Consider the following 23,826-nt stretch of genomic DNA (forward strand, 5'->3'; position numbering starts at 1 on the left):
TGCCTTATCAGCTGAGTTTTAGCGGTGCAGTGTCGGAGATATTACGGTTGTTAATCGGGCTGCCGTGGGCATCAGCGGGAGCCATCCCGGGTCATCTGAAGCATTTTTACAGCAACGCAGCGATGCTCAAACTGCCCTCGAGACGTGAGCGTGAATATGTCAGGGAAGTGAGAGAAAAAAGGTCGAAATATCCCTTAAAAAACAATGCCGGTCACCTTAAGTGACCGGCATTACCCGTCAGGGGCTGTTTTGGTTTTATCTACACTAATGAAGGACTGTTTTTCAACTGCGCAGCATCCGATTCCATCAGTACCATCCCGCTGAGATCCGGCAGGGTCTGATGATTCAGATAATCCCGGAACGACATGCGCGGGGCGTTATTTTCCCAGGCCGATTGCAGCGTGCCCAGCAGGTCAGTGGTTTTCGACGTGATTTCCGGCGTGGTGATGTCGGATTCCAGTGCGCCTTTCACATATTTCTGAATATGTGTTGAGTTGCTGGCGGACTGAGCCACTGAGGCACTCATCAGCGCACCTTTGTGATATTGCACGGACGTCGTGCTTTCTGCCTTGTCATCAATCTGATAGTAAAGGTAATTCTGCGAGTTGCGGTCGCTGGTCAGATTCAGTTTCAGCCCCGGTGTCAGCGATGCATGATAACTGGCGGCCAGATGTGACTGTTGCTTCTGCGTGATATTGCGGTCCTGCGTACCCGTGCCGGTGATCGTGCTGGTTTGAGAAACCTGATAAGAGAACGTATCGGTTTCATCCGGGCGCATCGGATTGGTGGAATCGACCGGTGTCTGCGAGACTGACGCCGTGAAATCCGCCAGCCCGGTCATCATGTTTTTATCGGTTTTGGTCAGCGAGAAATAAACCGGCTCAGCCCCCCCGCTTTTATAAGTCGTCGCGGTTTCGCCATAATTGCTGTTCAGCGCCGTAAAGGCATCTTTGAACATGTTCATCAGCGATTCGTCACCATTGCCACGATTACCCGCGCTGCTGATTTGTTTCAGATAACTGTTCAGCGCCTGCTTCTGCTGGCTTTCTGTGCCCAGCAGTGCGCGCTTACTCATGTCGACGCTGATATCCACCGTGCCAGCAACACCGGTCGATTTCACTGAGCGGGTATTCGCATCAGCATGAAAATCCAGCGTCTGGGTATTGGTGGTGCCCAGCGTGGCGTGTAAGTCCACCGACGACAGCACCGAGGTATCAAACTTCGTCAGGCCACTCAGATCGAGCTTCGGCGGTTGCGCCGTCAGGCCATCAATCGCTTTCTGAAAACCTTCCGCAAGACCGGCCAGCGCTTTGCGATCGGCATCGCTGAGCGTGCCTTTGCTGACATTCACCTGCACGCCGAGTCCGTCATCATCACTGCCCAGCGTGATATCCACCAGTGCGCCGCTGGCAGTTTTAATGCTCAGGTTTATCTGGTTATCAGCTTTGGTATGAAGTTGGGTTTGGGCGGCAACATTGGCCGCTGAACGGGTCGACTGAGCGGAAGTCTGCTTCATCACCGATTGCGAATAACTGCTGCTGTCGGTAGTGAAACGCTCAAGCAGCGCCGCACCGAGTCCGGTAAAACGCGCCGCATTGCCGGAATGGCTGAAGTTCGATGCAAGCTTTGAAGACATCAGATCACTGGAAGAACGTTCCCAGACCAGTGCCGGTTTGGTGATGTTGTAGACCGGCGAAGCGGTGTCCGCCTGGCCGATCATTACCGTGGTGGATTGCGCCGTCGAAGCCTGCTGCTGGCTGGCTGCAGTAGTGACTGCCGTCAGTGATTTTGTTGACGTAACCAGCGTGTTGAGCGCCTGATTACCTGTCGCAGAGATAACTGTCATCCCGATGAGTCCCTATGTTTTTGCGCCATAGCGCCAGTGGATACCTTGATCCTTCTGATGCTATTTTCGGCAAAAACACAGGAAGCTTTAAGGATATGTAAAAGTTGTTTCTTACGCCCCCGACGTTATTCCAGCGGACCGCCCAGAATGGTTTCGCACATGCCGGAAAGAATGCGTTCGCCGGTTTCGCTTTTCAGATCCTCATACCATTGTTCGGTCACGGCCATTTCTTTGCCGTGGGTGACATCGCAGCGTTTACGCGCCTTCAGCACCAGATCCTTCACGCGATATGCCCGTTTTTCCTGATAACGCAGCAATGCATCTTCAATGCCTAATGAATTGGTTTGCAGCATATTTGCCAGCACCACTGCATCTTCCATCGCCGCGCAACCGCCCTGCCCGATATCCGGCGTGGTGCTGTGGCCGGAATCACCGAGCAGCGCAATCCGTCCTTTGACCAGTTGCATAAAGGGTTCGATGTCGTGGATTTCAACGCGGTTGGTGGTTTCAGGATTGATCTGGCTGATCAGCTTCTGTACCGGTTCCGCCCAGCCCGCAAAGTAACCCTGTAAATCCTCGCGTACCGTAGTGCGATCCTGCGGCAAGCCTTTTGGCAGCGGCACATCAAAGAAAAAGTAGAAACGGTTGCCACTCACCGGCATCAGGGACACGCGTTTACCCTCGCCGACAAACGTCGTCCACTGGTCGGCAGGCGCGATGCTTTCATCGATTTCCACCAGGCCGTTCCAGTTAACATAACCGGCATAGCGGCGCTCCGTTGCATAACCCAGAACGTGCTGGCGGATAATGGAATGGGTGCCGTCAGCGGCAATCAGCAGATCGCCGGTCGCGGAAGTGCCGTCGTCAAACCAGGCGGTGACGCTGTCGGCAGATTCTTCAACGTGCGTCACGCGCTTGCCAAACTGCACCTGATCGCGTCCATAAGTCTCCAGCAGCATCGACTGAAGTTCCGCACGCGCCACCGGATACGGCTGTTCCCCCACGCTTTGGATCAGCGGATCCATACTGAAACGCGTCATGGTCTGGCCCTGCTGATATTCTTTGTAGGCCATAAAACGCATGTTGCCGCCGAGTTCGCGCAGCGCCTCTTTCATGCCGAGATAATTCAGGCACTTTACGCCGTTAGGCCAGATGGAAATCGCCGCGCCCACCGGTTTGATCTCTTTCACCGCCTCGTATACCGCCGTTTCGATACCAAAACGCTTCAGCGCAATCGCCGCACACGCACCGCCAATACCGCCACCAATCACGATCGCTTTCATATTTTTCTCCCCTGAGTCTCTTTAGGGAAAAGCAATTTCTGTACCAGAAAGACGATTTGCCGCCAAAGCCTTGTAGTCAATCTTAAGTGAAATCAGTAACTGCCGAAGCGCAGGTGAAATGCGCTAAAACGAGGCGTCGTTTTGGAGCAAGAGTGGCGTAATAGCCGCGAAGTGAATCAATCTGGTGCGAAAGGATGGGGCGGAGAGAAAGCCGGAGGAAGATTTACATCAGACAAATATTCGCAAATCACTCCCCCAGCAGAGGGAGTGATAATTTGGATCCACAAATGCCGCAGTGCGTTACTTGCACCAACCCCAGTGCAGGTTACGAGGTAGCGTTCCCCACGTTTCTATGCAGGTATTTTCCTGTTTGGTCAGTGACTGGGAATATAAAGCCCGTCCTGTTCCTGTTACGCCTTTAATTTTTACGTTCGTCGCTTCAGCAGGAATAATAACCTGCTGAGTATTACCCAGCGATAATTTATATTCTTTATTGAAATTGGCTTTAGTACTGCTGTTGGTATAAGTGAGTCTGTAATAACCTGTGTAACCGCCTTTATTACGCAGACTCAGGATGTAACTTTTCGGTACAGGTGCCATTTCCGGGACGTTGAAATTAAGTGTAAATTCCGCTCCCGGTGACATTTCATCAATTTTATCATTGCTTACCATATATGTTTTTCCCATCTGCTTATTGTAATCAAGCTCAAGAATCAGCATATCGCCGTAATAAGCCGCCCCGCTGTTTGATGAAGAGATACCATGTGAATGGCCACCAAATCTTATCGAGCCGCCATACTCCCCCAGTATATCCCGCGTTGGAGTCTCATTTTCACTGTAACTTTCACCTCCATGCTCCAACGCTATTGTTGCTTTACCTTTTATGCCTGCATCGCGTAACTGCTCACGGAACCAGCCTTCACCGTCCCTGACCTTAACATCATACCGGCGGGCAGCATCCGAATTAAACCCTGAAAATTCCTTCGTATAATGCAAATTATTATTAAGCTGAATGAAACGAATACCCGCAATATCAAAACTGTAACCGAAACTGCCAATATAGTTGGTACTGAGATGCGGGAATTTATAACCATTCATGACGTCGTAATCAACGGAAACGACATCTTTCAAACTATTAATATGATCAACTAAATTCCGGATACTACGAATTGCACAGCGATTTTCCCACAAACCACAGTCATTCACATTGCCGTCATAATCATGATTACCCAGCCCGTACCAGTAAGGTGCATTAAGTTTGCCAAAAGCTTTCTTGGCATCAGACCACTCGCCACCATGCCCCCAGTGGGTAATGTCGCCGTTAATAATCGTCCCCCTGAAGGCATCACCGTATTTGTCTTTCAGTGTGTTAATTGCATCAATCTTCTTAAAGTTACCTTTGCTGGGTACCGTGTTATATGGCGTAGATGTAGTCTCTGCCCCAAAATGCCAGTCAGACGTAATGGCATAATATTCTTTTGGATGAACAACACGCCACCAGGCATTATCTTTTTTATTTTCCGGGTAATACCAGTTTTTACTTTTCGCATTACCATTAAACTTTGCTTCAAAGAATTCAGTAGTCCCGTTAACCTGACGGCCATGTATTTCACCGACCGTCGTATCAGCGCTCCAGGCTTTTGGCGCAGCAATGGAACCATAGACCGCAGAGGTTACCGCCGCGTCCGGGAAGACCTCCTGTCTCAGCTGTTCTTTCATATTTTTCAGTGCTTCGAATGTTTCTTCCGCACTGTCTGTTGAAACTTCGTAAGGACGGGAATGCTCCACCCCATTTACATCGGTGTAAACCATCTCCCCTTTTGCAACAACTGGAGAGATATTGTTATCACTGGAATCGACCGTTTTAGCTTCTAATAAACGCACGGCTTGTCCACCTGGCACAGTGATTGCTTTTATTTCATATGGACTTGAATTCTCTGAAACCTTATAGCCAGATATTTCGGTTGAGAGTTTCATCCGGGCATAGTCATTTTGATCATCAGGAATAGGTAACCCGTCCTGATGAGGGTCAGGTACCGGAACAGGCGCGGGAGGATTAGGAGAAGGACCCGGTGATATTTCCCGTTGCATAGAACTCATGTCGATCATCTTCATGCCATCAGGCACAGTGAGTACAACATCCGGTACATGGTAACCACCTCTTTGCGTTGCCACATTGCTAATATTTATTTCTGCTGAGGTATAAAATGGCAAACAAGCAGCGATAGCCATGGCTATCCTGCCATATTTAATTTTATTTTTTGAGACGAACACACTTTCACCCTTGAGGTTAATCATTTTACTGTTAGTAAATTATCGTACCTCGACATTATAATTTGTAACAAACATTTGTTTTAAAATAAATAATTAAGTTGACTTATTTTACAACGACCATTAAACAATCGGAATACAGAAGTTAAATACATATCAACGCTAAGAATAAAACCTCAAAAGTAGTTTTTCACTGTTATCTGTGAATCCGGAGATTCAGGAAAAAACGGAAGCTGAATAATGTTCAACCGTCAACATAAAGTACTGGCTGTAGTATTCAGAAAAAATATGTATCAGAAATTTTTCCATTTCATCGCTGATACCATTCTTAAAGGGAAAAATCGTCTCACCATAATTGGGGTCAAAGATTTTTATTTGATTGGATTCTGCCCTGAGACCTAATGAGTGTCCGCTGGAAGATTTTTTAATCGATATATGACAGCCATTGCCCTGACTGACACTTTTTAATATTGACTGCGCCATGGTAATTGCGGTGTTTCCAGTCAATTTTATTTCCTCCCGAATAAAATTAACCTGATAAGATTTTAGAATGCCATGAAAAACACTTTTCATTTCTTTCATATTCCCGCTGGCACTCAGGTGTTCCTGAAAATTCATGATCCCCCGCACCACCGTCTTACCTTTTTCACTGGCAATATAGGCACTGAACCGACTCCAGCTTTGACCTGATATCAGGTATGCGCCCACCAGCCCCTGACACACACCGTTTTCAAGACCATATTCAACCACCCGGCCGGCGCGATCATAGACATTTCCGGTCCATGCGCCCTTACGTTTTTTCTCATCACAATGATCCCATTTATTTTTCTTAATATATTCCCCCTGTCGGAATTTATTATATATCCCATTATAATTTTGTATCAGTCTAACTGAATCCATTCTCATAAAATCACTTCATTCCATTATTAAGAAAAATTTTGCAAATGATAAAGAAAAAATACTTTCAATGTTGAACATGATTAATTCAGAAAACATAAAGGAAACCTTTTCTTCTAAGGGGTTCTCAGCCTCTGGTCTGGTGCGAGAGCGGGAAGGTTGATACTCTGCTAAGTATTGATATTTCGAATACCAAAAGCATAAACATTTAAAAAATGAATCGCTATCCCATGTTCAGCCCGCAGCAGTTGCTTAGTTTTGTCGCCGTCTGCGAAACCGGCAGTTTTACCCGTGCGGCCGACCGCGTGTACCTGTCGCAATCGACAGTCAGCCAGCAAATCCGCCGCCTGGAAGAAGCGCTGGGAAAACCTTTGCTGGAACGCACGTCTCATCAGGTGCAACTGACTGAAGAAGGTGAACGGTTGCTGGGTTATGCGCGGCGGATTATCGCCCTGAACGGTGAAGCGCACGATGCGCTGAGTGACCAGTGGCCGGACGGCGTAGTGCGTCTCGGCGTGCCGGAAGATTTTGCCGCGGCTACCACGTCCCTGCTGGCGCAATTCAGCCGCGCCCATCCGCATATTCGCCTCGATGTCACCAGCGGCCTGAGTCACGAACTGCGCCGCGCCTGGCAACAGGAGATGCTGGATATCATTCTGGTGAAACAACTCACCGGCGAAAAGGCCAACGCCTCGCGCCCCGAGCCGATGCTGTGGCTGGACAGCGCGGCGTTTCCGGCGTTTGAACGGGATCCCATCCCGCTGGTGTTGTTTCCGCTCAACGGGTTATACCGCGAAGAACTGTGTCAGGCACTGGATGCTCTCGGACGTAGCTGGCGTATCAGTTACAGCAGCGCCAGTCTCGCCGCGCTGGTCGCTGCCAGTGCGGCCGGATTGGGTGTCACCTTATTGCCCGCCAGTTGCCGCCAGCCGGAGCACCGGATTCTTGGGGCAGAAAGCGGATTGCCGCCGATTGATAACGTCGAGCTGGCGCTGTTTTACCGCCACGACGCGACGCCTGCGCAGATTGCACTGGCCGGAAAATTAAAGGATTTTTGTCAGCTTAGTTAGCCATTGCATTTTCCACTGGCAGGCAGTGGGAAAAATCGCAGCCGGAACCGGCGTCATCTTTTAAGGTGAAGGGAAAAGCAGCATCCTCCCGCATCATGATTAAGGAATTCGACGTGCAAAATCCTCAGCAACAAAGCCGCAGAAACTTTCTTTCGCATAGCGCCAAAATCACTGCCACCGGCGCGCTGTTAACCGCAGGTATGGCATCAGCCTCCCCGTTCAAACCGGGCGCGATGGACGAAAAATGTGACGATGCCAGCCAGATCAACGCAATTTCTGCGCCGCATTACCAGTTGCGCAATGTACGGCTGGAGGAGGGTTTTGAGCGCGAAGGCGATATCGTTGTTGCCACCAGAACCGGTTTGTACAATCTTGAAATCAACAACGGCAAAATCGTGGCGATCCAGCCGGCAAAAGACGCCCCGGCCAGCACCTTGCCTGCTTTTGATGCCAGAGGATTACTTCTGCTGCCCGCCACGCGCGACATGCATATTCACCTCGACAAAACCTTCTACGGTGGCAAATGGGAAGCGCCGCGCCCGCGTAAAGGCAAAACTATCATGGACATGATTGCCCGCGAACAGGTGCTGATTCCCAAACTGCTACCAACATCGGTGGAACATGCCGAAGCGATCATCGGGCTGCTGCATTCCAAAGGCACCACCGTGGCGCGCAGCCACTGCAATATCGACCCGGTCAGCGGCCTGAAAAGCCTTGAGCATCTGAAAATCGCACTGGAAAAACATCAGCAGGATTTCAGTTGTGAAATTGTGGCGTTCCCGCAACACGGCTTGCTGCATTCGAAAGTCGATGGCCTGATGCGTGAGGCGATGCAAATGGGCGCGCAATACGTCGGCGGACTGGATCCGACTAACGTGGATGACGCGATGGAAAAATCCCTCGACGCGATGTTTCAGATTGCACTGGATACGAATAAAGGCGTGGATATTCATCTGCATGAAACCACGCCGGCCGGTATCGCGGCAGTGAAATACATGATTCAGACCGTGGAGAAAAACCCGCAACTGAAAGGCAAAGTGACGCTCAGCCACGGTTTTGCGCTGGCGATGATGCAGGGCGCGGAACTCGACGACGTCATTGCAGGGCTTTCAGAGCAGCAGTTCACCGTCGCTTCCACCATTCCGCTCGGCAAACTGAATATGCCGCTGCCGCAGCTCAGCCAGAACGGCGTATTTGTCATGACCGGCACAGACAGCGTCATTGATCACTGGTCGCCGTTCGGCACCGGCAGCATGCTGGAAAAAGCCAGCCTCTATGCCCAGCTCTACGGTAACTCCGACGAATTTGGCCTGACGCGCTCCCTCGCTATCGCCACCGGCAACGTTCTGCCGCTCGACGACAGCGGCACACGCCAGTGGCCTGCGGTGAACGATAACGCCGAAATGATCCTGGTCGACGCCAGTTGCTCTGCCGAAGCGGTGGCGCGGGTGTCAGAGGTGAAAGCGACATTCCATCAGGGCAGATTAGTGTTTGGTGCGGTGGGGAAAGTGTGAGGAATTGAAAGTAGTCAACGCTGCAAAGCAAAAAGCCCCTTTCGGGGCTTTTTGTTGTTCTGAACGTTGATGCCCGAAGGCAATGAATCAGAACGGGATATCGTCGTCGAAATCCATTGGGGGTTCGTTGTTCTGTGCTGGCGCGTTGTTTTGCGCAGCCGGACGAGATTGCTGACCGCCACTGAACTGGTTGCCGCCTTGTGGCTGCTGAGGCTGACCCCAACCGCCCTGCTGGCCGCCTGCGGATGGCTGACCGCCACCTGCTGGTGCGCCGCCGCTTGCACGGCCGCCGAGCATCTGCATGGTGCCGCCGACGTTAACAACGACTTCGGTGGTGTATTTTTCAACGCCAGCCTGATCGGTCCATTTACGGGTTTGCAGTGCGCCTTCGATATAAACCTGAGAACCTTTCTTCAGGTATTCGCCTGCGACTTCCGCTAATTTGCCGAACAACACCACACGGTGCCATTCGGTTTTTTCTTTCTGCTCGCCGGTGGCTTTGTCACGCCAGCTTTCAGACGTTGCCAGAGTGATGTTGGCAACCGCGCCGCCGTTAGGCATGTAGCGGACTTCCGGGTCTTGCCCCAGATTACCGACGAGAATAACTTTGTTTACGCCTCTGCTGGCCATGTGGATTCTCCTGATGATGTATGTCGTGGTTGAAACCACAGTTTGGGGTGTGAGGAAACTCACTTCGCGACATTATAACCACAAAACGTTGCCTCCGTACCACGGATGTCATGCACTGCGATTTTCTTTCCAGATTGTTCAGCAAACATTCCATTGTTACATTGAGTACTGGATATACATTCAGGTTTTGGGGTGGCACAGGCTGTGATTTGTGTCATAATTGCGCGTTACGTTCTTCTCTGTGCCCGATTCGATGGCTGGCGCGAAACTGGTTTTCACGGCGGTCACCGGCACGGTGAGCTATCAAGTTAATCCGGGAATGATGAATGGATAAGATCGAAGTTCGGGGCGCACGCACCCATAATCTCAAGAATATCAACCTGATTATCCCGCGCGACAAACTGATTGTTGTCACCGGCTTATCCGGTTCAGGCAAGTCCTCTCTGGCGTTCGATACGCTGTACGCCGAAGGCCAGCGCCGCTACGTCGAGTCGCTGTCGGCCTACGCACGCCAATTTTTATCCTTAATGGAAAAACCAGACGTCGACCATATTGAAGGTCTGTCTCCGGCGATTTCGATTGAGCAAAAATCAACGTCACACAACCCGCGCTCTACCGTCGGGACCATCACCGAAATCCACGACTACCTGCGCCTGCTGTTTGCCCGCGTGGGCGAGCCGCGCTGCCCGGATCATAATATTCCGCTGTCAGCCCAGACCGTCAGCCAGATGGTGGATAACGTGCTGGCACAGCCGGAAGGCCAGCGTCTGATGCTGCTGGCGACCATCATTAAAGACCGCAAGGGTGAGCATACCAAGACGCTGGAAAACCTGGCGTCGCAGGGCTATATCCGTGCGCGTATTGATGGTGAAGTGTGTGATTTGTCCGATCCGCCAAAATTAGAATTGCAGAAGAAACACACCATTGAAGTGGTCGTTGACCGCTTTAAAGTGCGTGACGATCTGGCGCAACGCCTGGCGGAATCGTTTGAAACCGCGCTTGAGCTTTCCGGCGGTACCGCCGTGGTCGCCGATATGGATGACCCGAAAGCCGAAGAAATGCTGTTCTCGGCCAACTTTGCCTGTCCGGTGTGCGGCTACAGCATGCGCGAGCTTGAACCGCGTATGTTCTCGTTCAACAACCCGGCGGGAGCCTGTCCGACCTGTGACGGGCTGGGTGTGCAGCAGTTCTTCGACCCTGATCGTGTGGTGCAGAACCCTGAGCTTTCGCTGGCGGGTGGGGCTATCCGCGGCTGGGATCGTCGTAACTTCTATTATTTCCAGATGCTGCGCTCTCTCGGTGAGCATTATGATTTCGACGTGGAAGCGCCGTTTAACGAATTGAGCAGTGACGTGCAAAACGCCATCCTGCACGGTTCCGGCAAAACCACCATTGAATTCAAATACATCAACGATCGCGGTGATACCTCGATTCGTCGCCATCCGTTTGAAGGCGTACTGCACAATATGGAGCGCCGTTATAAAGAAACGGAATCCAGCGCAGTACGTGAAGAACTGTCGAAATACATCAGCAACCGTCCGTGTACTTCCTGCAGCGGCACCCGCCTGCGTGAAGAAGCCCGTAACGTATTTGTCGAAGAAACCACGCTGCCGGAAATCTCTGATTTCAGCATCGGCCATGCGATGGATTTCTTCCGCAATATGAAACTCAGCGGTCAGCGCGCCAAAATCGCTGAGAAAGTGCTGAAAGAGATTGGCGATCGCCTGAAATTCCTGGTGAACGTCGGCCTGAATTACCTCTCGCTGTCACGTTCTGCGGAAACGCTGTCCGGCGGCGAAGCCCAGCGTATCCGTCTGGCGAGCCAGATTGGTGCCGGTCTGGTGGGCGTGATGTACGTGCTGGATGAGCCGTCTATCGGCCTGCATCAGCGCGACAACGAGCGTCTGCTGGAAACCCTGATCCACCTGCGCGACCTCGGTAACACAGTGATTGTGGTCGAGCACGACGAAGACGCGATCCGCGCTGCCGACCATATTATTGATATTGGTCCGGGTGCAGGCGTACACGGTGGCGAAGTGGTGGCTGAAGGCACCGCTGAAGACATTATGGCGACCGAGAATTCACTGACCGGCCAGTTCCTGAGCGGTAAACGGGAAATCTCCGTACCGGCGCAGCGCGTCCCGGCGGATGCCACCAAAGTGCTGAAACTTTCCGGCGCTAAAGGCAACAACCTGAAAGATGTCACGCTGACGCTGCCGGTGGGCCTGTTTACCTGTATCACCGGCGTGTCCGGCTCCGGTAAATCGACGCTGATTAACGACACGCTGTTCCCGCTGGCACAGCGCGAGCTGAATGGCGCAACGATTGCTGAAGCTGCGCCGTACCGTGAAATCGAAGGTCTGGGCCATTTCGATAAAGTCATCGACATCGACCAGAGCCCGATTGGCCGTACGCCGCGCTCTAACCCGGCAACCTACACCGGTATTTTCACGCCGGTGCGCGAGCTGTTTGCCGGTGTGCCGGAATCACGTTCACGCGGCTACACGCCGGGGCGTTTCAGTTTCAACGTCAAAGGCGGCCGCTGCGAAGCCTGTCAGGGCGACGGCGTGATCAAAGTTGAAATGCACTTCCTGCCGGATATTTATGTGCCGTGCGATCAGTGCAAAGGCAAACGCTATAACCGCGAAACGCTGGAAATTAAATACAAAGGCAAGAGCATCCACGAAGTGCTGGAGATGACCATTGAAGAAGCGCGTGATTTCTTCGATGCCGTCCCTGCCCTTGCGCGTAAATTGCAGACGCTGATCGACGTCGGTCTGACCTACATCAGCCTCGGCCAGTCAGCGACCACGCTGTCCGGCGGTGAAGCACAGCGCGTCAAACTGGCGCGTGAGCTGTCCAAACGCGGCACCGGTCAGACGTTGTATATTCTCGACGAACCGACCACCGGCCTGCACTTTGCCGATATTCAGCAACTGCTGGAAGTGCTGCATCAGCTACGCGATCAGGGCAACACCATCGTGGTGATTGAACACAATCTGGACGTGATTAAAACTGCGGACTGGATTGTTGATCTCGGGCCGGAAGGCGGTGCGGGCGGCGGACAGATTCTGGTCGCCGGTACGCCGGAAACCGTTGCGGAATGCAAAGAATCGCATACTGCGCGCTTCCTGAAACCGTTGCTGGAACGCCACAGCCAGCAGGCGAAGAAAAGCGCTTAAGCCATAGCAAAAGGCCTTCCCAAACGGGAAGGCCTTTTTGTTTGCCCTGATTACAGACCAAATCCTTCTCTGATCCTTTTAATGACATCTTCTACAGACCCCCGCTGATTCAGTGACCTGAGATCAATATTCTCATCTGACAGTTTTGTGAGAAAGCTCTCCATGTCAGCCCGAATGTTCTCGGGAATGGTGGCAGCCTTTCCTGTCAGTTGACCTGATAACCGGATCACATCATTTCTGTGCTTATTCACAACACGGGAATCCACAGGTTCTCCTGCCGCCTTGCGGGTTGACAGGTCAAGCCACGCATTCATTTTTAAAGGGATTAACCTGTCTGCTCCGATATACGAGAATAATTCCGTGCGCAGGAGGCCATCCCTGAGGAAGGAATAATAATGTTCATCGAGGAGGATAGCTGAGAGGCTGGAAACACCTTCATCTTTGGGGATCGGGATAATCTGAGCATCTTCCGGAGGTTCCATTCCTTGTGGAGAACGCGAGAAAAGTTCAATCTGAAAGGGGTAACTCGTGTTTTCTGGTTTCAGAAACCGGTAAAAAATGGGCTTTCCCTCACCCGTCTGGCGGATTTCGTAGTTGCCTGACTTTATAAATTCCCAAAACAGACTGACAAAATCAGGGCTCAGCGCCTCAATAATGAGGACAATATCCAGATCTTTGGTGGCCCGAAATTCTTCCCCGGCTTCATCCATAGTGATCCAGGATGCGACACCACCGATGAGGACGTATTGATCCTGATATTTTTTGAAATACTCGCCAAACAGTTTTAGTCCCCGAATTTCATCCATGGGTATTGATCCTTAAGTTCACTGAGCGCCAGTTGGACCCGTTCATCCTGATTATCTTTCTGTGTCAGATACAGAGATATTTCATCAACGATATGTGTTGAAGCTTTGGGACTCCGGTAGCTCCAGATTTCAACTGTAGCTACAGCGCTGTCGATATGAGTCACTTCATCAAATTCCCCCCTTTTCAGGAGTGAAGTGAATACTTCCCGGGTCATCGCAAACACAGGCTTAGCGCCACGGGCCAGCATCGTGTATTCCGCTAAAGCGCTGTCTCCGGCATAACAGACCCCCTCATCTAAAGGAGGTAGCTTGTTAATCCAGACGATTTTCTTCACCGGATTACGCATCAGCAGAAGAGATTTTACGAAAGTCTCTGAGCGCGAAAATCTGAGTGAATAAAATCGGGTCGAAAAATCTTTCTCATGCGTTGAAGCAAGAAGCCCGGATTTTGTCAGCTCAGAAATGGCTTTTGAGAGCGTCACGCGACTGTAATTATATAAGCCCATCAACTGCTCAGCCGTACAGGTAATACCGGATTTAGAGAATGACTCATCCCATAAAAGCTGGATGAGCATAGCCTGAGTGGCCGGAGAAAAATCGTTTTGCACGTCTTTGCCGGCGCTTTTTTTACGAATTCTGAAGGCATCGCGCAAATCCATGGCCAGTTCAGGAATAAATAACTGCTTTTTAATCGCAATAAAATTTATGTGATGGTCAATCAAGCTGCGGCGTTCCGCCAGATTCATATTTTCGCAGACGTAGACAACCACCTTATCTGTCATCTTTTCAATGAGTGACAGACGTTTCCTTATCGTGACAATGCCCGGATAGGTGTCATCCCGCTGTAAAGCCGCCAGCAGAATCAGAGGAGCGTCACCCGGCACACCAACTTCCAGTTCGAAGAAACCAAACAACTCCTGAAGACTGAATGAAACTGAGAGTTTTACTTCGGTGGCTGTAGTGCGAAAGCCTAAAACCGTTTCAAGGTAGCTAACCAGTTGCGTTATCTTCTGTGTCATTTGCAGATCCGTGTAAAGTCATTTTTTAAAGTATAAAGCAAATCACTTTATACATCGAAAAAGACTTTACACGGTGTGACCCTACTTAAATATCTTCTGCACAAACTCCGCATAGGCCGGGCGCCAGACGTCCATTTCATGGCCGAGATTCGGGTATTCGTGGTAATCGAATTTAATCTTTTTCTCTTCCAGCTCGGTTTTCAATCCGGCAATGTCCTTCCCTGTTACCACATCTTTCTCGCCGACAACCACGGTGAAATTTTTCAGTTGTGCATTGATTTTTTCCGGTTCAGCTAAGCGTTTCGCCACATCCGCATTGGGTACGGTGGTGGTGCTGACACCGCTGAGTGTCGCCAGCCAGCCAAACTGGTCGAGATGCGTCATGCCACTGACCAGCGTCTGATAACCGCCTTGTGAAAGCCCGGCCAGCGCGCGTCCGGTTGCGTCATCACGCACACGGAAGGTTTTAGAAATCAGCGGGATAATATCACCGGTCAGCTCTTTATCTGCGGCGGCCGCATTGCGCGGATAAAACTCTTTGCGGCGATCTTTGGTGACGTAATCTTCCGGCACCACGCCTTTGGCGTCGGTTTCGGTATCCGGAATGACCACCAGCATCGGCACGATTTTTTTCTCCGCCAGCAGGTTATCCATGATTTGCGGAATGCGCCCCTGATCCAGCGCCGAGCGACCGGTGTCGCCAAAGCCGTGATAGAAATACAGCACCGGCAACGGCTGTGAAGCATCGGTGTAACCCGGTGGCGTCCACACCGCGACCTGACGCTCGGAATTCAGCGCGGCGGAATGATAGGTCAGCGTGCGGACTTCGCCGTGCGGCACGTTTTTCACATCAAGAATACTGCCGGGCACCAGGATCAAACTGGTATTCACCTGACGCTGTGGCTTGGGCATTGCACTGCCAGGATCGGCAATCCTCAAGCCATCCACGTTGAAGAAATATTCATAGAGATCAGGCTTCTGTGCACCCGATGTCCAGCTCCAGACACCTTTATCGTCCTTGGTCATCTGATGCGGAATGTAGGTCACCGGCGTGGCACCGGTCACCACATCGACATGTTCGGCAGTCGGCGCATACAGCCGGTAAGTGATGGTTAAATCAGGATTCACCGCCGTGATGTAATTTTTCGCAGGCACCGACGCATCAGGATCCTGCGGCAAGCTTTGCGCAGAGACGGTCAGCGGGAACGGCGCGCTGAGCGCCAGAATCAAAAGCGTGGCAAGATTCAGCCGGTTACGGGTCATCATCCTTTCCTTCTGGGTTGGCGTGAGCAAACGGACAACCTGTCCTCAAGTAACTCACTGTTTTTGCACAACTCTCAGAGTAGGTTATTTTTACCGCCAGCGAGCGTGATCGGCGTCACTGTTCCGAAGATGCATCTAAAGCATGAAGCTGCGGCAGTGCACTCAGCCGCTGATAAGCAAAATCCCAGAAAGTCCGTACCTTGCGTGGCATTTGCTGTACCTGCTGCGCCACCAGTTGTACCGGCAACGGCAAAGGTTCGAAATCCTTCAGCAGCCGCACCATACGGCCTGCCTGCACATCATCCCTGACCTGATACGACAATAACCGTGCTATCCCCTGCCCGCTGCGCACCGCCAGCAGTTGCGATTCCACATCGTTGGAAAGCAAACGTGGCGACAGCCGCACGCGCAAATCGTCCTCATTCGGCCCGAAACGCCATTCACGGATTTGGGTGCGCAGCGTGCCCATCACCGTCTGATGAGAAGCGAGTTCCGACGGATGTTGCGGTTCACCATGCTGCGCCAGATACGCCGGACTGGCGACCAGAACGCGGGTGACTTGCGCAACCTTACGGGCGACTTTGCCTGAATCTTCCTGATGACCGATGCGCACCGCCAGATCTAACCCTTCGTCAATCAGATCCAGATTACGGTCATTTAACATCATTTCGATTTGCATATCAGGATGTTGCGCCAGAAATTCCATCACCAGCGGCGCGACGTGTTTACGACCAAACTGTACCGGTGCGGTGATGCGCAGCAGGCCGCTGAGCTGGGTTTCCGCGGTATCTTCTACCGCGTTCTGATACTGGCTGAGCAGCAGTCGCGCTTTTTCCGCCAGCCGTGCGCCTGCTTCTGTCGGCGCCAGACTGCGCGTGGTGCGCTCGACCAGCCTTGCGCCGAACCGGTGTTCCAGCGAAGCAATGGCGCGGGTGATCGCCGGAGGAGAACGGTGAAGTTTACGGGCAGCTTCCGCCAGGCTGCCATACTGAAGTACAGCGACAAAAATCGCCATTTCATCTAAACGGTCCATAGATTCTTCCACCAGGTGAAACGCTCAATTTCAATCTTCGTGGATCCCAATCATTTGATGCAAGAGTAATCTTGACGCCAGACCCATAAAGGAGACATTCCATGCCAGCCATTCAACTTTACAGCACACCGCTTTCCGGCCATTGCCACCGCGTAACTCTGTTGCTGAACATGCTCAGCCTGCCCTTTGAGAACAAAGACGGCGGCAAAGACATTCGTCAAACCGCCGAATTCGCGCAGTTAAATCCGCTGCAGCAGGTGCCGGTGCTGACCGACGGCGAACTCGTTGTCACCGACAGTAATGCGATTCTGGTGTATCTGGTGAAACGTTACGCGCCCGACAGCCACTGGTTGCCGGAAGATCCGGTGCAGGCCGCTGAGGTGCAAAAATGGTTGTCCCGCGCCGCCGGTGAAGTGCGTTACGGCCCGGCATCTGCCCGTATGGTGAAACAGTTCGCCGCACCGGAATCTTATGAAAGCGCGCTGGCCGTGACGGCAAAGTTTCTGCCACAGCTTGAACAGCATCTGGAAAGCCGCGAGTTTCTGGCGACGGAGCGGGCCACCATTGCCGATCTGGCCTGTTACAGCTATGTGGCGACGGCTCCGGAAGGCGGCGTTTCGCTGGCGGATTACCCGGCGATTCGCCGCTGGCTGAAACGGGTGCAAAACCTGCCGGGCTTTACGCCACTTCCGGCGTTGCCACTGCCTGAAATTGTGGGGTAAAACGCGATGAACCATCCTTTCCATGCAGACGAAATCCTGGCACAGGACATGGCAGGGTTTGATGTTTCCGCACACGGCATCCGCGATGCGATGCCGGAACAGCACCGGCTTTTTTTCGCCGCGCTGCCGTATCTGTTTATCTCAACACTGGACGAAAACGGCTGGCCGGTGGCAACCCTGCTGACCGGCCCCGCCGGGTTTATCAGTACGCCGGATGACATCCATTTGCGGATAAATGCGCCGCGACGGGCGGACGATCCGGCCCTGGCCGCTTTACAGCCGGGGAAACAGATTGGCGGGCTGGGGATCGATTTTTCCAACCGGCGGCGTAACCGCGTGAACGGCAGGATCGGGCGCATGGATAAAAACCGCATTGAGATCGTCGTCGATCAAAGTTTTGGTAATTGTCCGCAGTATATCCAGATACGCAAACTGGCCGATGTGCCCGTCAGTTTGCCGCTGGCTGCGCGGGAAGATATGACCGAACCGGATGCTGACGCCCGCGCACTGATTGCCCGCGCCGATACGTTTTTTATCGCCAGCCACGCGCACGGCGGTGCCGATGTGTCGCATCGCGGCGGCCAGCCGGGATTTGCGCATCTGGTGGGAAACCGCTTATGGGTGCCTGATTTTCGCGGCAACCGTTATATGAATACGCTGGGGAATTTGCTGGCAGAACCGCGTGCTGCACTGCTGTTTATCGATTTCGAAAACGGTGACCTGTTGCATCTTCAGGGACACACGCAAATCCACTGGCAGCCGGAGGATATTCCCGGGCCAGCAGGCGCAGAACGTTACTGGAGTCTGGACATCACCCGCGTGTGGCGCTTTCGCGGCGCACTGCCGTGGCGGGCAGAGGTGGCGGACTTCTCTCCTGCAACCCTCAGCAGTGGCAACTGGCCGGATAATCAGCGGCCAATTTCCTGACGCACCGCCTCCGGCAGACCGGATACCACCAACTGGTAGGAATCATCAATCAGATAATAAAACTGTGAATCGGGCAGCGAGCCGTCGAGGAACACGGTATTCCAGTGCGCTTTGTTGAGATGATCTCCCGGCACAATATCCGGATGTGCTGCCCGTAATTGCTCTGCCAGTTCAGGGCTGGTTTTCAGCGAAATAGCCTCGCGGCCATCAATTTCACACACCATGGCAAACATCGCGTCGCCCACTTTTACCTGATTTGCGCCGCGCTGATTTTCAACACTTTGCTCCGCACCGGGTTTTCCCATGCAATAGGTCAGCAATTCCGAACTGGTCATGTTTGGGTTTCTCCTTGTAACGTGATGGCTACGTAGCACGAAAGTGCCCTCGGTTAACCATAGCAAACCTGAACGATTTACAGGCTTAACACAGACGTCTTTTCTTTGCCGGTGACAGGATCTGGAATCTCCCCTTTTTTGCGCGCACCGATTTCCTCAATGATTCTGGCAAAGCGTTCCTCATTGAGTTTGTAAAATACGCCCATAATGATCGCCGCACTGATAGCCAGTGCACAGGGCCAGATAAAGATCAGCTGACGCAAACCGAGTAAGGTCGCGCTGCCCTGCACCACATTCGGGATATAACCGATTTGAGTCAGCATAATTCCCGGCAGGAACCCGGCAAGCGCGGCAGATATTTTTCGTGAAAAGGTATAACCGGTATACACCGAGCCTTCGGCACGAATACCGGTTTTCCATTCGCCATAATCCACGGTATCTGGCACCAGCGCCCAGTTCAGGCTGTTGACAAATGCGGTGCCAAAAAATGCCATGCAGGAAAACAGCACAAAGCTTAACGAGCTGTTTCCCCACAGGAAATTAAGCATATCGCCGGTTGCCCACAACAGTAATCCCCCCAGGTACACCTGTTTTTTGCCAAAGCGTTTCACGCAACCCGGCACCAGAAAGACACCGACCAGAATGCAGCCCATGCTGAAAAACCCCATCCACGACAACAGATGAATATCATTAAGCACGTACTGCGTGTAATACACCTGGATCGCCAGTTTGATGTTAAACGCCGCCAGCGTACACAGATTGGCGAGGCACAGTACCAGCAACGGCGGATTACGAAATATGGCGCGAAACGACCGCAGGATGCCGGATTTATGTCCCGCAGGCGTGAGTTCAACGTAACGTTCCCTGACGCCGCGATAGCACCAGCCCATACACAGAATGCCGCAGGTGGCGAAAATCAGGGCAGCGGAGAAATACCCCACCGAAGGGGAATTGCCGAACAACGCCTGTACCGGCATAAACCCGACGGTACACAACAATAATCCGAGCGTGGCACCGCCCTGGCGCCAGGCGGCAAGCTGCGCCCGTTCATGGGGATTTTTGGTGATAGCGGGCACCATCGCGCCGTATGAACAATTCATCAGGCTGTAGAACAAGCCGAACAACATAAACAGTACGGTGGCGAGCGCCGTTTTCACCGGCAGGCCGAAATCATTCGCCATAAACTGCGCCGTCGCGATCAGCCCTACCGGCACGGAGGCATACAAAATGAACGGTCTGAACTTACCCCGCGCACCAATATGACGGCGGGAATCAAGTAACACGCCGGTCAGCATATCGGTGAAAGCGGTGAAAAACTTCGCCACCAGGAAGATGATGCCGCCATAAAACGCCGGCATGCCCAGTTCATCGGTATAAAACTTCAGGAGATACAGCGTCCCGATACATAACATCAGGTTCGAGCCAAAATCGCCCATTCCATAGGCGCACTTCTCACGCAACGTCAGCGGATCAGGGTGATGACAATCCTTCATAGGCGATCCTCAAAGCGCCCCGCAGGGCGCTGTTACAGTGAATGCATTATGCCGTCTGCTTACGCTGCTCAATTTCCGCAACGATGCGCACGTACATTTTCTCGTTGAGGTTATAGAAACAGCCCATCGCCACGATGGTGATTGCCGCCAGCGCACAGGGATAAATGAAGATCAACTGACGCAGCCCTTCCTGCGTGTGCGCCGACTGCACCACGTTAGGCACATAGCCGATTTGCGTCAGCATCAGGCCGGGGAAGAACCCCGCCAGTGCCTGTGAAACTTTGCGAAAGAAGGTGAAACCGGTGTAGACCGTGCCTTCCGAACGCACGCCGGTGCGCCACTCGCCGTATTCCACCGTGTCGGACACCAGCGCCCAGTTCAGGCTATTGACGAACGCCGATCCGAAGAACGCCAGACAGGAGAACGCGACAAAGCTGACCGAGCCGCTGCCATAGAAGTAGTTAAGGATGTCGCCGACAATCCACAGCGCCAGACCGCCGATATACACTTTTTTCTTACCGAATCGCCGGACGGCGGCAGGCATCAGGAACACGCCAATGAAAATGCATCCCATGCTGAAAAAACCCATATAAGAGAGCAGGATCGGGTCATTCAGCACGTACTGCGTGTAATACACCTGAATCGCCAGTTTGACGTTAAACGCCCCCAGCGTGCAGAGATTGGCGATGCACAGAATGAACAGCGGACGGTTACCGGCAATCGCCCGGAATGACAGCAACAGCCCCGGTTTTTGCGTATCACTGGCGGGCTGCGCCTCGACATAACGCTCTTTCACGCCGGCATAACACAGCCACATAAACAGTAACCCGACCAGCGAGAACAGCGTCGCCGCAAAGATATAACTGCGCTGCGAACTGCCTTCGAGCAGATTCATCACCGGCACAAAACCGACAGTGCACAACAGCAGTCCCAGCGTGGCACCGCCCTGCCGCCATGCCGCGAGTGACGCCCGCTCGTCCGGGTTTTTGGTGATAGCAGGCACCATCGCGCCATACGAGCAATTCATCATGCTGAAAAACAGCCCGTACAACATAAACAACAGTGTTGCCACGACGGTTTTACCGGTGATCTCAAACGGTGTGCCGACGAAATTGGCGACGGCCAGCAACGTCACCGGAAACGCGGCGTACAATACGAAGGGGCGGAATTTGCCCTTTGGCCCGATCTTACGGCGCGAATCCAGCATGATGCCGGTGCCCATATCGGTAAATGCGGTAAAGAATTTGGCGATCAAAAAGATAATGCCGCCGTAAGTCCCCGGCAGGCCGAGCACGTCAGTGTAAAATTTCAGCAGGTACAGCGTGCCAATATCGAGCAGGATATTGGAGCCTAAATCCCCCATGCCGTAGGCCAGTTTTTCCCTGAAAGGCAGGCGCAGGGTCGCGGGGTTTTCCGATGTTGTCTGACTCATTATTATTCTCCTTCACCCGCCGGGGCGATGTATTCCCCCCGGCGGGCAAGCCTTATCAGAGGTGACGTAATGCACCGAACAGCGCTGCCCACTCGCTGTCTGCACGATAAAAGACCGGCGGCTGTCCTAACGGCGCGGCCACCGTAATATCGCCGCCGTGATGCGTTTCCCCGGTCCAGGCGTTGATCCACGTATCCTGCGGCAGATACAGCGACCAGTCGCTGCGCCCTTCTTCATGCACCGGTGCCACCAGCAGATCGCGGCCAAACAGGTACTGATATTTCAGGGTATAGGTGCGGGCATCGTCTTCGTAATGCAGGAACAACGGACGCATCACCGGTAAACCGCGCTGACTGTTTTGTTGCACGGCCTGCCGGATATACGGTTTGAGATGAGTGAACACGCCGGTCATGCGGGCGAAATGAGCGATGGTTTCCGCGTCGCCGTCAAACTGCCAGTTGTCGCCCGGACGGTTGCCTTCGTGAGTGCGCATCATCGGGGTGAAGGCGCTGAAATCGCACCAGCGCAGCAGCAGTTCCTTGCTGCGTTTCATCTCGAACAGCGTGGTGTAACCGCCAATATCGCTGTGATGCAGACCGTGGCCGCTCATTGCCAGCGACAAGGCCGCCGGGATCACCGAGGCCAGCCCGTCGTCCGGGCTCCAGTCAACGTTCTGATCACCCGCCCACATCATCGTCGAATATTTCTGACTGCCGGTGTAACCGGCGCGCATAAAGAACAGCACCTCGCCGAGCTTGCCGGTTTCCTGCAAGGCTTCGTAGTTACATTTCGCCCACAGTGCGGGCCAGGCGTTATGCATGATTTCCGCACTGATGCCGTTGTGCAGGAAGGTATCGGTTGGCAGATATTCACCGAAATCCGCCATCCAGCCGCCACATCCCAGTTCAATCAGGTTCTTTTTGATGACGTTTTTGAACCAGTCATAGGCAGCAGGATTGGTCAGATCGACCACGCCTGCGTAAAACTCGCCGAATTCGACGTGATAATCGCCCCCCGTGGCATCTTTGGTCAGATAGCCTTTTTTTGAGGCTTCGGCACACAAATCCCGATCGCTGGCGACATACGGATTGATGTAAGAAAGGAACTGCACGCCCTCTTCTTTCCACTGAGGAATACGCTGGTCGAGTTGCGGATACAGCTCACTGTTCCACTTCCAGTTCCACATCACGCGTTTGCCGAATGAGGTCATGCGGATACCGGACCAGTCCTGCGCCCAGATGCCGTTGACCTTCACGCCGCCTTCGCGCATCACGTCGAGTTTCTGCTGGCAGACTTCCGTGCCGCCCTGAATACCCAGCGTCACGCCGTCGTATACCCAGTCCGGTAATTCCGGCTGGCGGCCCAACAGCGCAGTGAGTTTTTCCAGCAGGCTGATATAGTCGTCGGCACATTCAAAACGCAGCGTGGCGCTATCTTCCCAGAAGGCCAGTTCGTGGTAGTCCGGCGCGCTGAAATCGAAATTCATATAACCGCTGTTTTCAACATGGCAGTAAACCTTCTGCGTGCTGACAAAGGTCGGCTGGGGGAAGAACGTCCAGTAATAGTCGCCGCCTGCGTTCTCTTTGCAGTCGGCCTGCCAGGTCACATAGGTTTGTTTGTTGCGCCCGACGCCCTGCTCGCTGGTCCACAGCGGGAAAGGTTTGCCGCGCAAATCAAAGTAAGAGAATTGTTCACCGCAGCCGTAAATATGATCTTGCGGTTGCGCTGCCAGCCGCAACCAGATGCGGTTATGTGCGCGGTTATCATTTTGCAGGTTGAGCTGTAAACGCCCGCTATCATCGGTGGTGATAACCAGCGTAGCGCTGAGCGTATTACCACGGCTGAAATGTAAGTGCCATCCCGCGGGTTGCGCAGTGATCTTAACGTCTGTCAGGGCGACCTTTTCATTCAGACGATCTTTAATACTGAAATTACCGCGAAACATATCGATATCCGCTTCGCCGCCGCCAATCCACAAACAAGGCGCTTGCGCGGTATGACGTAAAATCAGACGCTGTTGATAAATCAGCGAAAATTCGTTATTACCGGCGATAAATTCAATCTGAGTATTTTTATTTTGTAGGGTACTCATGATGGTCTCCG

The 23,826-nt window shown here is 52.8% G+C and carries 18 protein-coding genes and 1 pseudogene; 6 read left to right on the forward strand and 13 right to left on the reverse strand.

Annotated features, from left to right (window positions below):
- Positions 1 to 224, forward strand: a pseudogene (locus LC431_RS23375) (IS4 family transposase); the annotation flags it as partial.
- Positions 225 to 259: 35 nt separating this feature from the next.
- Here LC431_RS23375 and LC431_RS23380 read toward each other — a convergent pair.
- The 4 genes from LC431_RS23380 to LC431_RS23395 form a co-directional block, all read right to left on the reverse strand.
- The gene (locus LC431_RS23380; protein ID WP_223510379.1) at positions 260 to 1,846 is read right to left on the reverse strand and encodes a hypothetical protein; all 1,587 of its coding nucleotides are present in this window, start codon (positions 1,844 to 1,846) and stop codon (positions 260 to 262) included.
- Between the two features lie 125 nt (positions 1,847 to 1,971).
- Positions 1,972 to 3,129, reverse strand: coding sequence for an FAD-dependent urate hydroxylase HpxO (hpxO, locus tag LC431_RS23385; protein WP_013577335.1), 1,158 nt, complete (start codon positions 3,127 to 3,129; stop codon positions 1,972 to 1,974).
- 300 nt (positions 3,130 to 3,429) lie between these two features.
- On the reverse strand, positions 3,430 to 5,361 hold the full coding sequence (locus LC431_RS23390) for a metallophosphoesterase (protein WP_223510380.1): 1,932 nt from the start codon (positions 5,359 to 5,361) through the stop codon (positions 3,430 to 3,432).
- A gap of 255 nt (positions 5,362 to 5,616) precedes the next feature.
- Complete coding sequence (locus LC431_RS23395) at positions 5,617 to 6,306, reverse strand: YopT-type cysteine protease domain-containing protein (protein WP_131638582.1); 690 nt, start codon at positions 6,304 to 6,306, stop codon at positions 5,617 to 5,619.
- 206 nt (positions 6,307 to 6,512) lie between these two features.
- Between LC431_RS23395 and LC431_RS23400 the strand changes: the two genes are divergently transcribed.
- On the forward strand, positions 6,513 to 7,367 hold the full coding sequence (locus LC431_RS23400; protein ID WP_037034979.1) for a LysR family transcriptional regulator: 855 nt from the start codon (positions 6,513 to 6,515) through the stop codon (positions 7,365 to 7,367).
- Between the two features lie 95 nt (positions 7,368 to 7,462).
- Entirely contained in the window at positions 7,463 to 8,881 is a 1,419-nt protein-coding gene (locus LC431_RS23405; RefSeq protein ID WP_013577339.1) for an amidohydrolase family protein, read from the forward strand.
- Between the two features lie 87 nt (positions 8,882 to 8,968).
- Here the strand turns inward: LC431_RS23405 and LC431_RS23410 are convergent, their stop codons facing one another.
- Positions 8,969 to 9,511 (reverse strand): single-stranded DNA-binding protein, encoded by a 543-nt coding sequence (locus tag LC431_RS23410; protein WP_013577340.1) that lies wholly within the window; start codon positions 9,509 to 9,511, stop codon positions 8,969 to 8,971.
- Between the two features lie 326 nt (positions 9,512 to 9,837).
- On the opposite strand from LC431_RS23410, the gene uvrA reads away from it, so the two are divergent.
- A complete protein-coding gene (gene uvrA, locus LC431_RS23415) occupies positions 9,838 to 12,693 on the forward strand; it encodes an excinuclease ABC subunit UvrA (RefSeq protein WP_013577341.1) in 2,856 nt (951 codons plus the stop codon).
- Between the two features lie 50 nt (positions 12,694 to 12,743).
- On the opposite strand, the gene LC431_RS23420 is transcribed toward uvrA, so the two are convergent.
- From LC431_RS23420 to LC431_RS23435, 4 genes are all read right to left on the reverse strand, one after another.
- On the reverse strand, positions 12,744 to 13,499 hold the full coding sequence (locus LC431_RS23420) for a hypothetical protein (RefSeq protein ID WP_013577342.1): 756 nt from the start codon (positions 13,497 to 13,499) through the stop codon (positions 12,744 to 12,746).
- Positions 13,478 to 14,518: a hypothetical protein gene (locus tag LC431_RS23425; RefSeq protein ID WP_015690547.1), complete on the reverse strand. Its 1,041-nt coding sequence runs from the start codon at positions 14,516 to 14,518 to the stop codon at positions 13,478 to 13,480. Before LC431_RS23425 ends, LC431_RS23420 begins: the two co-directional genes overlap by 22 nt.
- Before the next feature lie 81 nt (positions 14,519 to 14,599).
- Entirely contained in the window at positions 14,600 to 15,781 is a 1,182-nt protein-coding gene (locus LC431_RS23430; protein ID WP_013577344.1) for an esterase, read from the reverse strand.
- 115 nt (positions 15,782 to 15,896) lie between these two features.
- Positions 15,897 to 16,814 carry a LysR family transcriptional regulator gene (locus tag LC431_RS23435; RefSeq protein ID WP_013577345.1) on the reverse strand — a complete coding sequence of 306 codons (918 nt, stop codon included), beginning with the start codon at positions 16,812 to 16,814 and terminating at the stop codon, positions 15,897 to 15,899.
- Positions 16,815 to 16,915: 101 nt separating this feature from the next.
- On the opposite strand from LC431_RS23435, the gene LC431_RS23440 reads away from it, so the two are divergent.
- Together LC431_RS23440 and LC431_RS23445 are read left to right on the forward strand one after the other, a co-directional pair.
- Complete coding sequence (locus LC431_RS23440) at positions 16,916 to 17,536, forward strand: glutathione S-transferase (RefSeq protein ID WP_119262153.1); 621 nt, start codon at positions 16,916 to 16,918, stop codon at positions 17,534 to 17,536.
- Positions 17,537 to 17,542: 6 nt separating this feature from the next.
- Positions 17,543 to 18,463, forward strand: a complete 921-nt coding sequence (locus tag LC431_RS23445; RefSeq protein WP_119262154.1) for a pyridoxamine 5'-phosphate oxidase family protein — start codon at positions 17,543 to 17,545, stop codon at positions 18,461 to 18,463.
- On the opposite strand, the gene LC431_RS23450 is transcribed toward LC431_RS23445, so the two are convergent.
- The 4 genes from LC431_RS23450 to LC431_RS23465 form a co-directional block, all read right to left on the reverse strand.
- Positions 18,445 to 18,798: an MmcQ/YjbR family DNA-binding protein gene (locus LC431_RS23450; protein ID WP_013577348.1), complete on the reverse strand. Its 354-nt coding sequence runs from the start codon at positions 18,796 to 18,798 to the stop codon at positions 18,445 to 18,447. The genes LC431_RS23445 and LC431_RS23450 overlap by 19 nt on opposite strands.
- A gap of 77 nt (positions 18,799 to 18,875) precedes the next feature.
- A complete protein-coding gene (locus LC431_RS23455; RefSeq protein WP_223510382.1) occupies positions 18,876 to 20,291 on the reverse strand; it encodes an MFS transporter in 1,416 nt (471 codons plus the stop codon).
- Between the two features lie 46 nt (positions 20,292 to 20,337).
- Positions 20,338 to 21,723 carry an MFS transporter gene (locus LC431_RS23460; RefSeq protein ID WP_131638581.1) on the reverse strand — a complete coding sequence of 462 codons (1,386 nt, stop codon included), beginning with the start codon at positions 21,721 to 21,723 and terminating at the stop codon, positions 20,338 to 20,340.
- 55 nt (positions 21,724 to 21,778) lie between these two features.
- A complete protein-coding gene (locus tag LC431_RS23465; RefSeq protein WP_223510383.1) occupies positions 21,779 to 23,815 on the reverse strand; it encodes an alpha-glucosidase in 2,037 nt (678 codons plus the stop codon).
- Positions 23,816 to 23,826: the final 11 nt, after the last annotated feature.

The sequence above is a fragment of the Rahnella sp. GSA61A genome (genome assembly GCF_019969905.1).
Classification (GTDB): domain Bacteria; phylum Pseudomonadota; class Gammaproteobacteria; order Enterobacterales; family Enterobacteriaceae; genus Rahnella; species Rahnella aceris.

What these genes read in the sequence shown, in the direction of transcription:
- LC431_RS23455 (WP_223510382.1), bottom strand. Translation starts at nt 20,291, where the DNA reads ATGAAGGATTGTCATCACCCTGATCCGCTGACGTTGCGTGAGAAGTGC.
- LC431_RS23450 (WP_013577348.1), bottom strand. Translation starts at nt 18,798, where the DNA reads ATGACCAGTTCGGAATTGCTGACCTATTGCATGGGAAAACCCGGTGCG.
- LC431_RS23405 (WP_013577339.1), top strand. Translation starts at nt 7,463, where the DNA reads ATGATTAAGGAATTCGACGTGCAAAATCCTCAGCAACAAAGCCGCAGA.
- hpxO (WP_013577335.1), bottom strand. Translation starts at nt 3,129, where the DNA reads ATGAAAGCGATCGTGATTGGTGGCGGTATTGGCGGTGCGTGTGCGGCG.
- LC431_RS23380 (WP_223510379.1), bottom strand. Translation starts at nt 1,846, where the DNA reads ATGACAGTTATCTCTGCGACAGGTAATCAGGCGCTCAACACGCTGGTT.
- LC431_RS23390 (WP_223510380.1), bottom strand. Translation starts at nt 5,361, where the DNA reads ATGGCTATCGCTGCTTGTTTGCCATTTTATACCTCAGCAGAAATAAAT.
- LC431_RS23395 (WP_131638582.1), bottom strand. Translation starts at nt 6,306, where the DNA reads ATGAGAATGGATTCAGTTAGACTGATACAAAATTATAATGGGATATAT.
- LC431_RS23435 (WP_013577345.1), bottom strand. Translation starts at nt 16,814, where the DNA reads ATGGACCGTTTAGATGAAATGGCGATTTTTGTCGCTGTACTTCAGTAT.
- LC431_RS23410 (WP_013577340.1), bottom strand. Translation starts at nt 9,511, where the DNA reads ATGGCCAGCAGAGGCGTAAACAAAGTTATTCTCGTCGGTAATCTGGGG.
- LC431_RS23465 (WP_223510383.1), bottom strand. Translation starts at nt 23,815, where the DNA reads ATGAGTACCCTACAAAATAAAAATACTCAGATTGAATTTATCGCCGGT.
- LC431_RS23400 (WP_037034979.1), top strand. Translation starts at nt 6,513, where the DNA reads ATGAATCGCTATCCCATGTTCAGCCCGCAGCAGTTGCTTAGTTTTGTC.
- uvrA (WP_013577341.1), top strand. Translation starts at nt 9,838, where the DNA reads ATGGATAAGATCGAAGTTCGGGGCGCACGCACCCATAATCTCAAGAAT.
- LC431_RS23430 (WP_013577344.1), bottom strand. Translation starts at nt 15,781, where the DNA reads ATGACCCGTAACCGGCTGAATCTTGCCACGCTTTTGATTCTGGCGCTC.
- LC431_RS23420 (WP_013577342.1), bottom strand. Translation starts at nt 13,499, where the DNA reads ATGGATGAAATTCGGGGACTAAAACTGTTTGGCGAGTATTTCAAAAAA.
- LC431_RS23445 (WP_119262154.1), top strand. Translation starts at nt 17,543, where the DNA reads ATGAACCATCCTTTCCATGCAGACGAAATCCTGGCACAGGACATGGCA.
- LC431_RS23460 (WP_131638581.1), bottom strand. Translation starts at nt 21,723, where the DNA reads ATGAGTCAGACAACATCGGAAAACCCCGCGACCCTGCGCCTGCCTTTC.
- LC431_RS23425 (WP_015690547.1), bottom strand. Translation starts at nt 14,518, where the DNA reads ATGACACAGAAGATAACGCAACTGGTTAGCTACCTTGAAACGGTTTTA.
- LC431_RS23440 (WP_119262153.1), top strand. Translation starts at nt 16,916, where the DNA reads ATGCCAGCCATTCAACTTTACAGCACACCGCTTTCCGGCCATTGCCAC.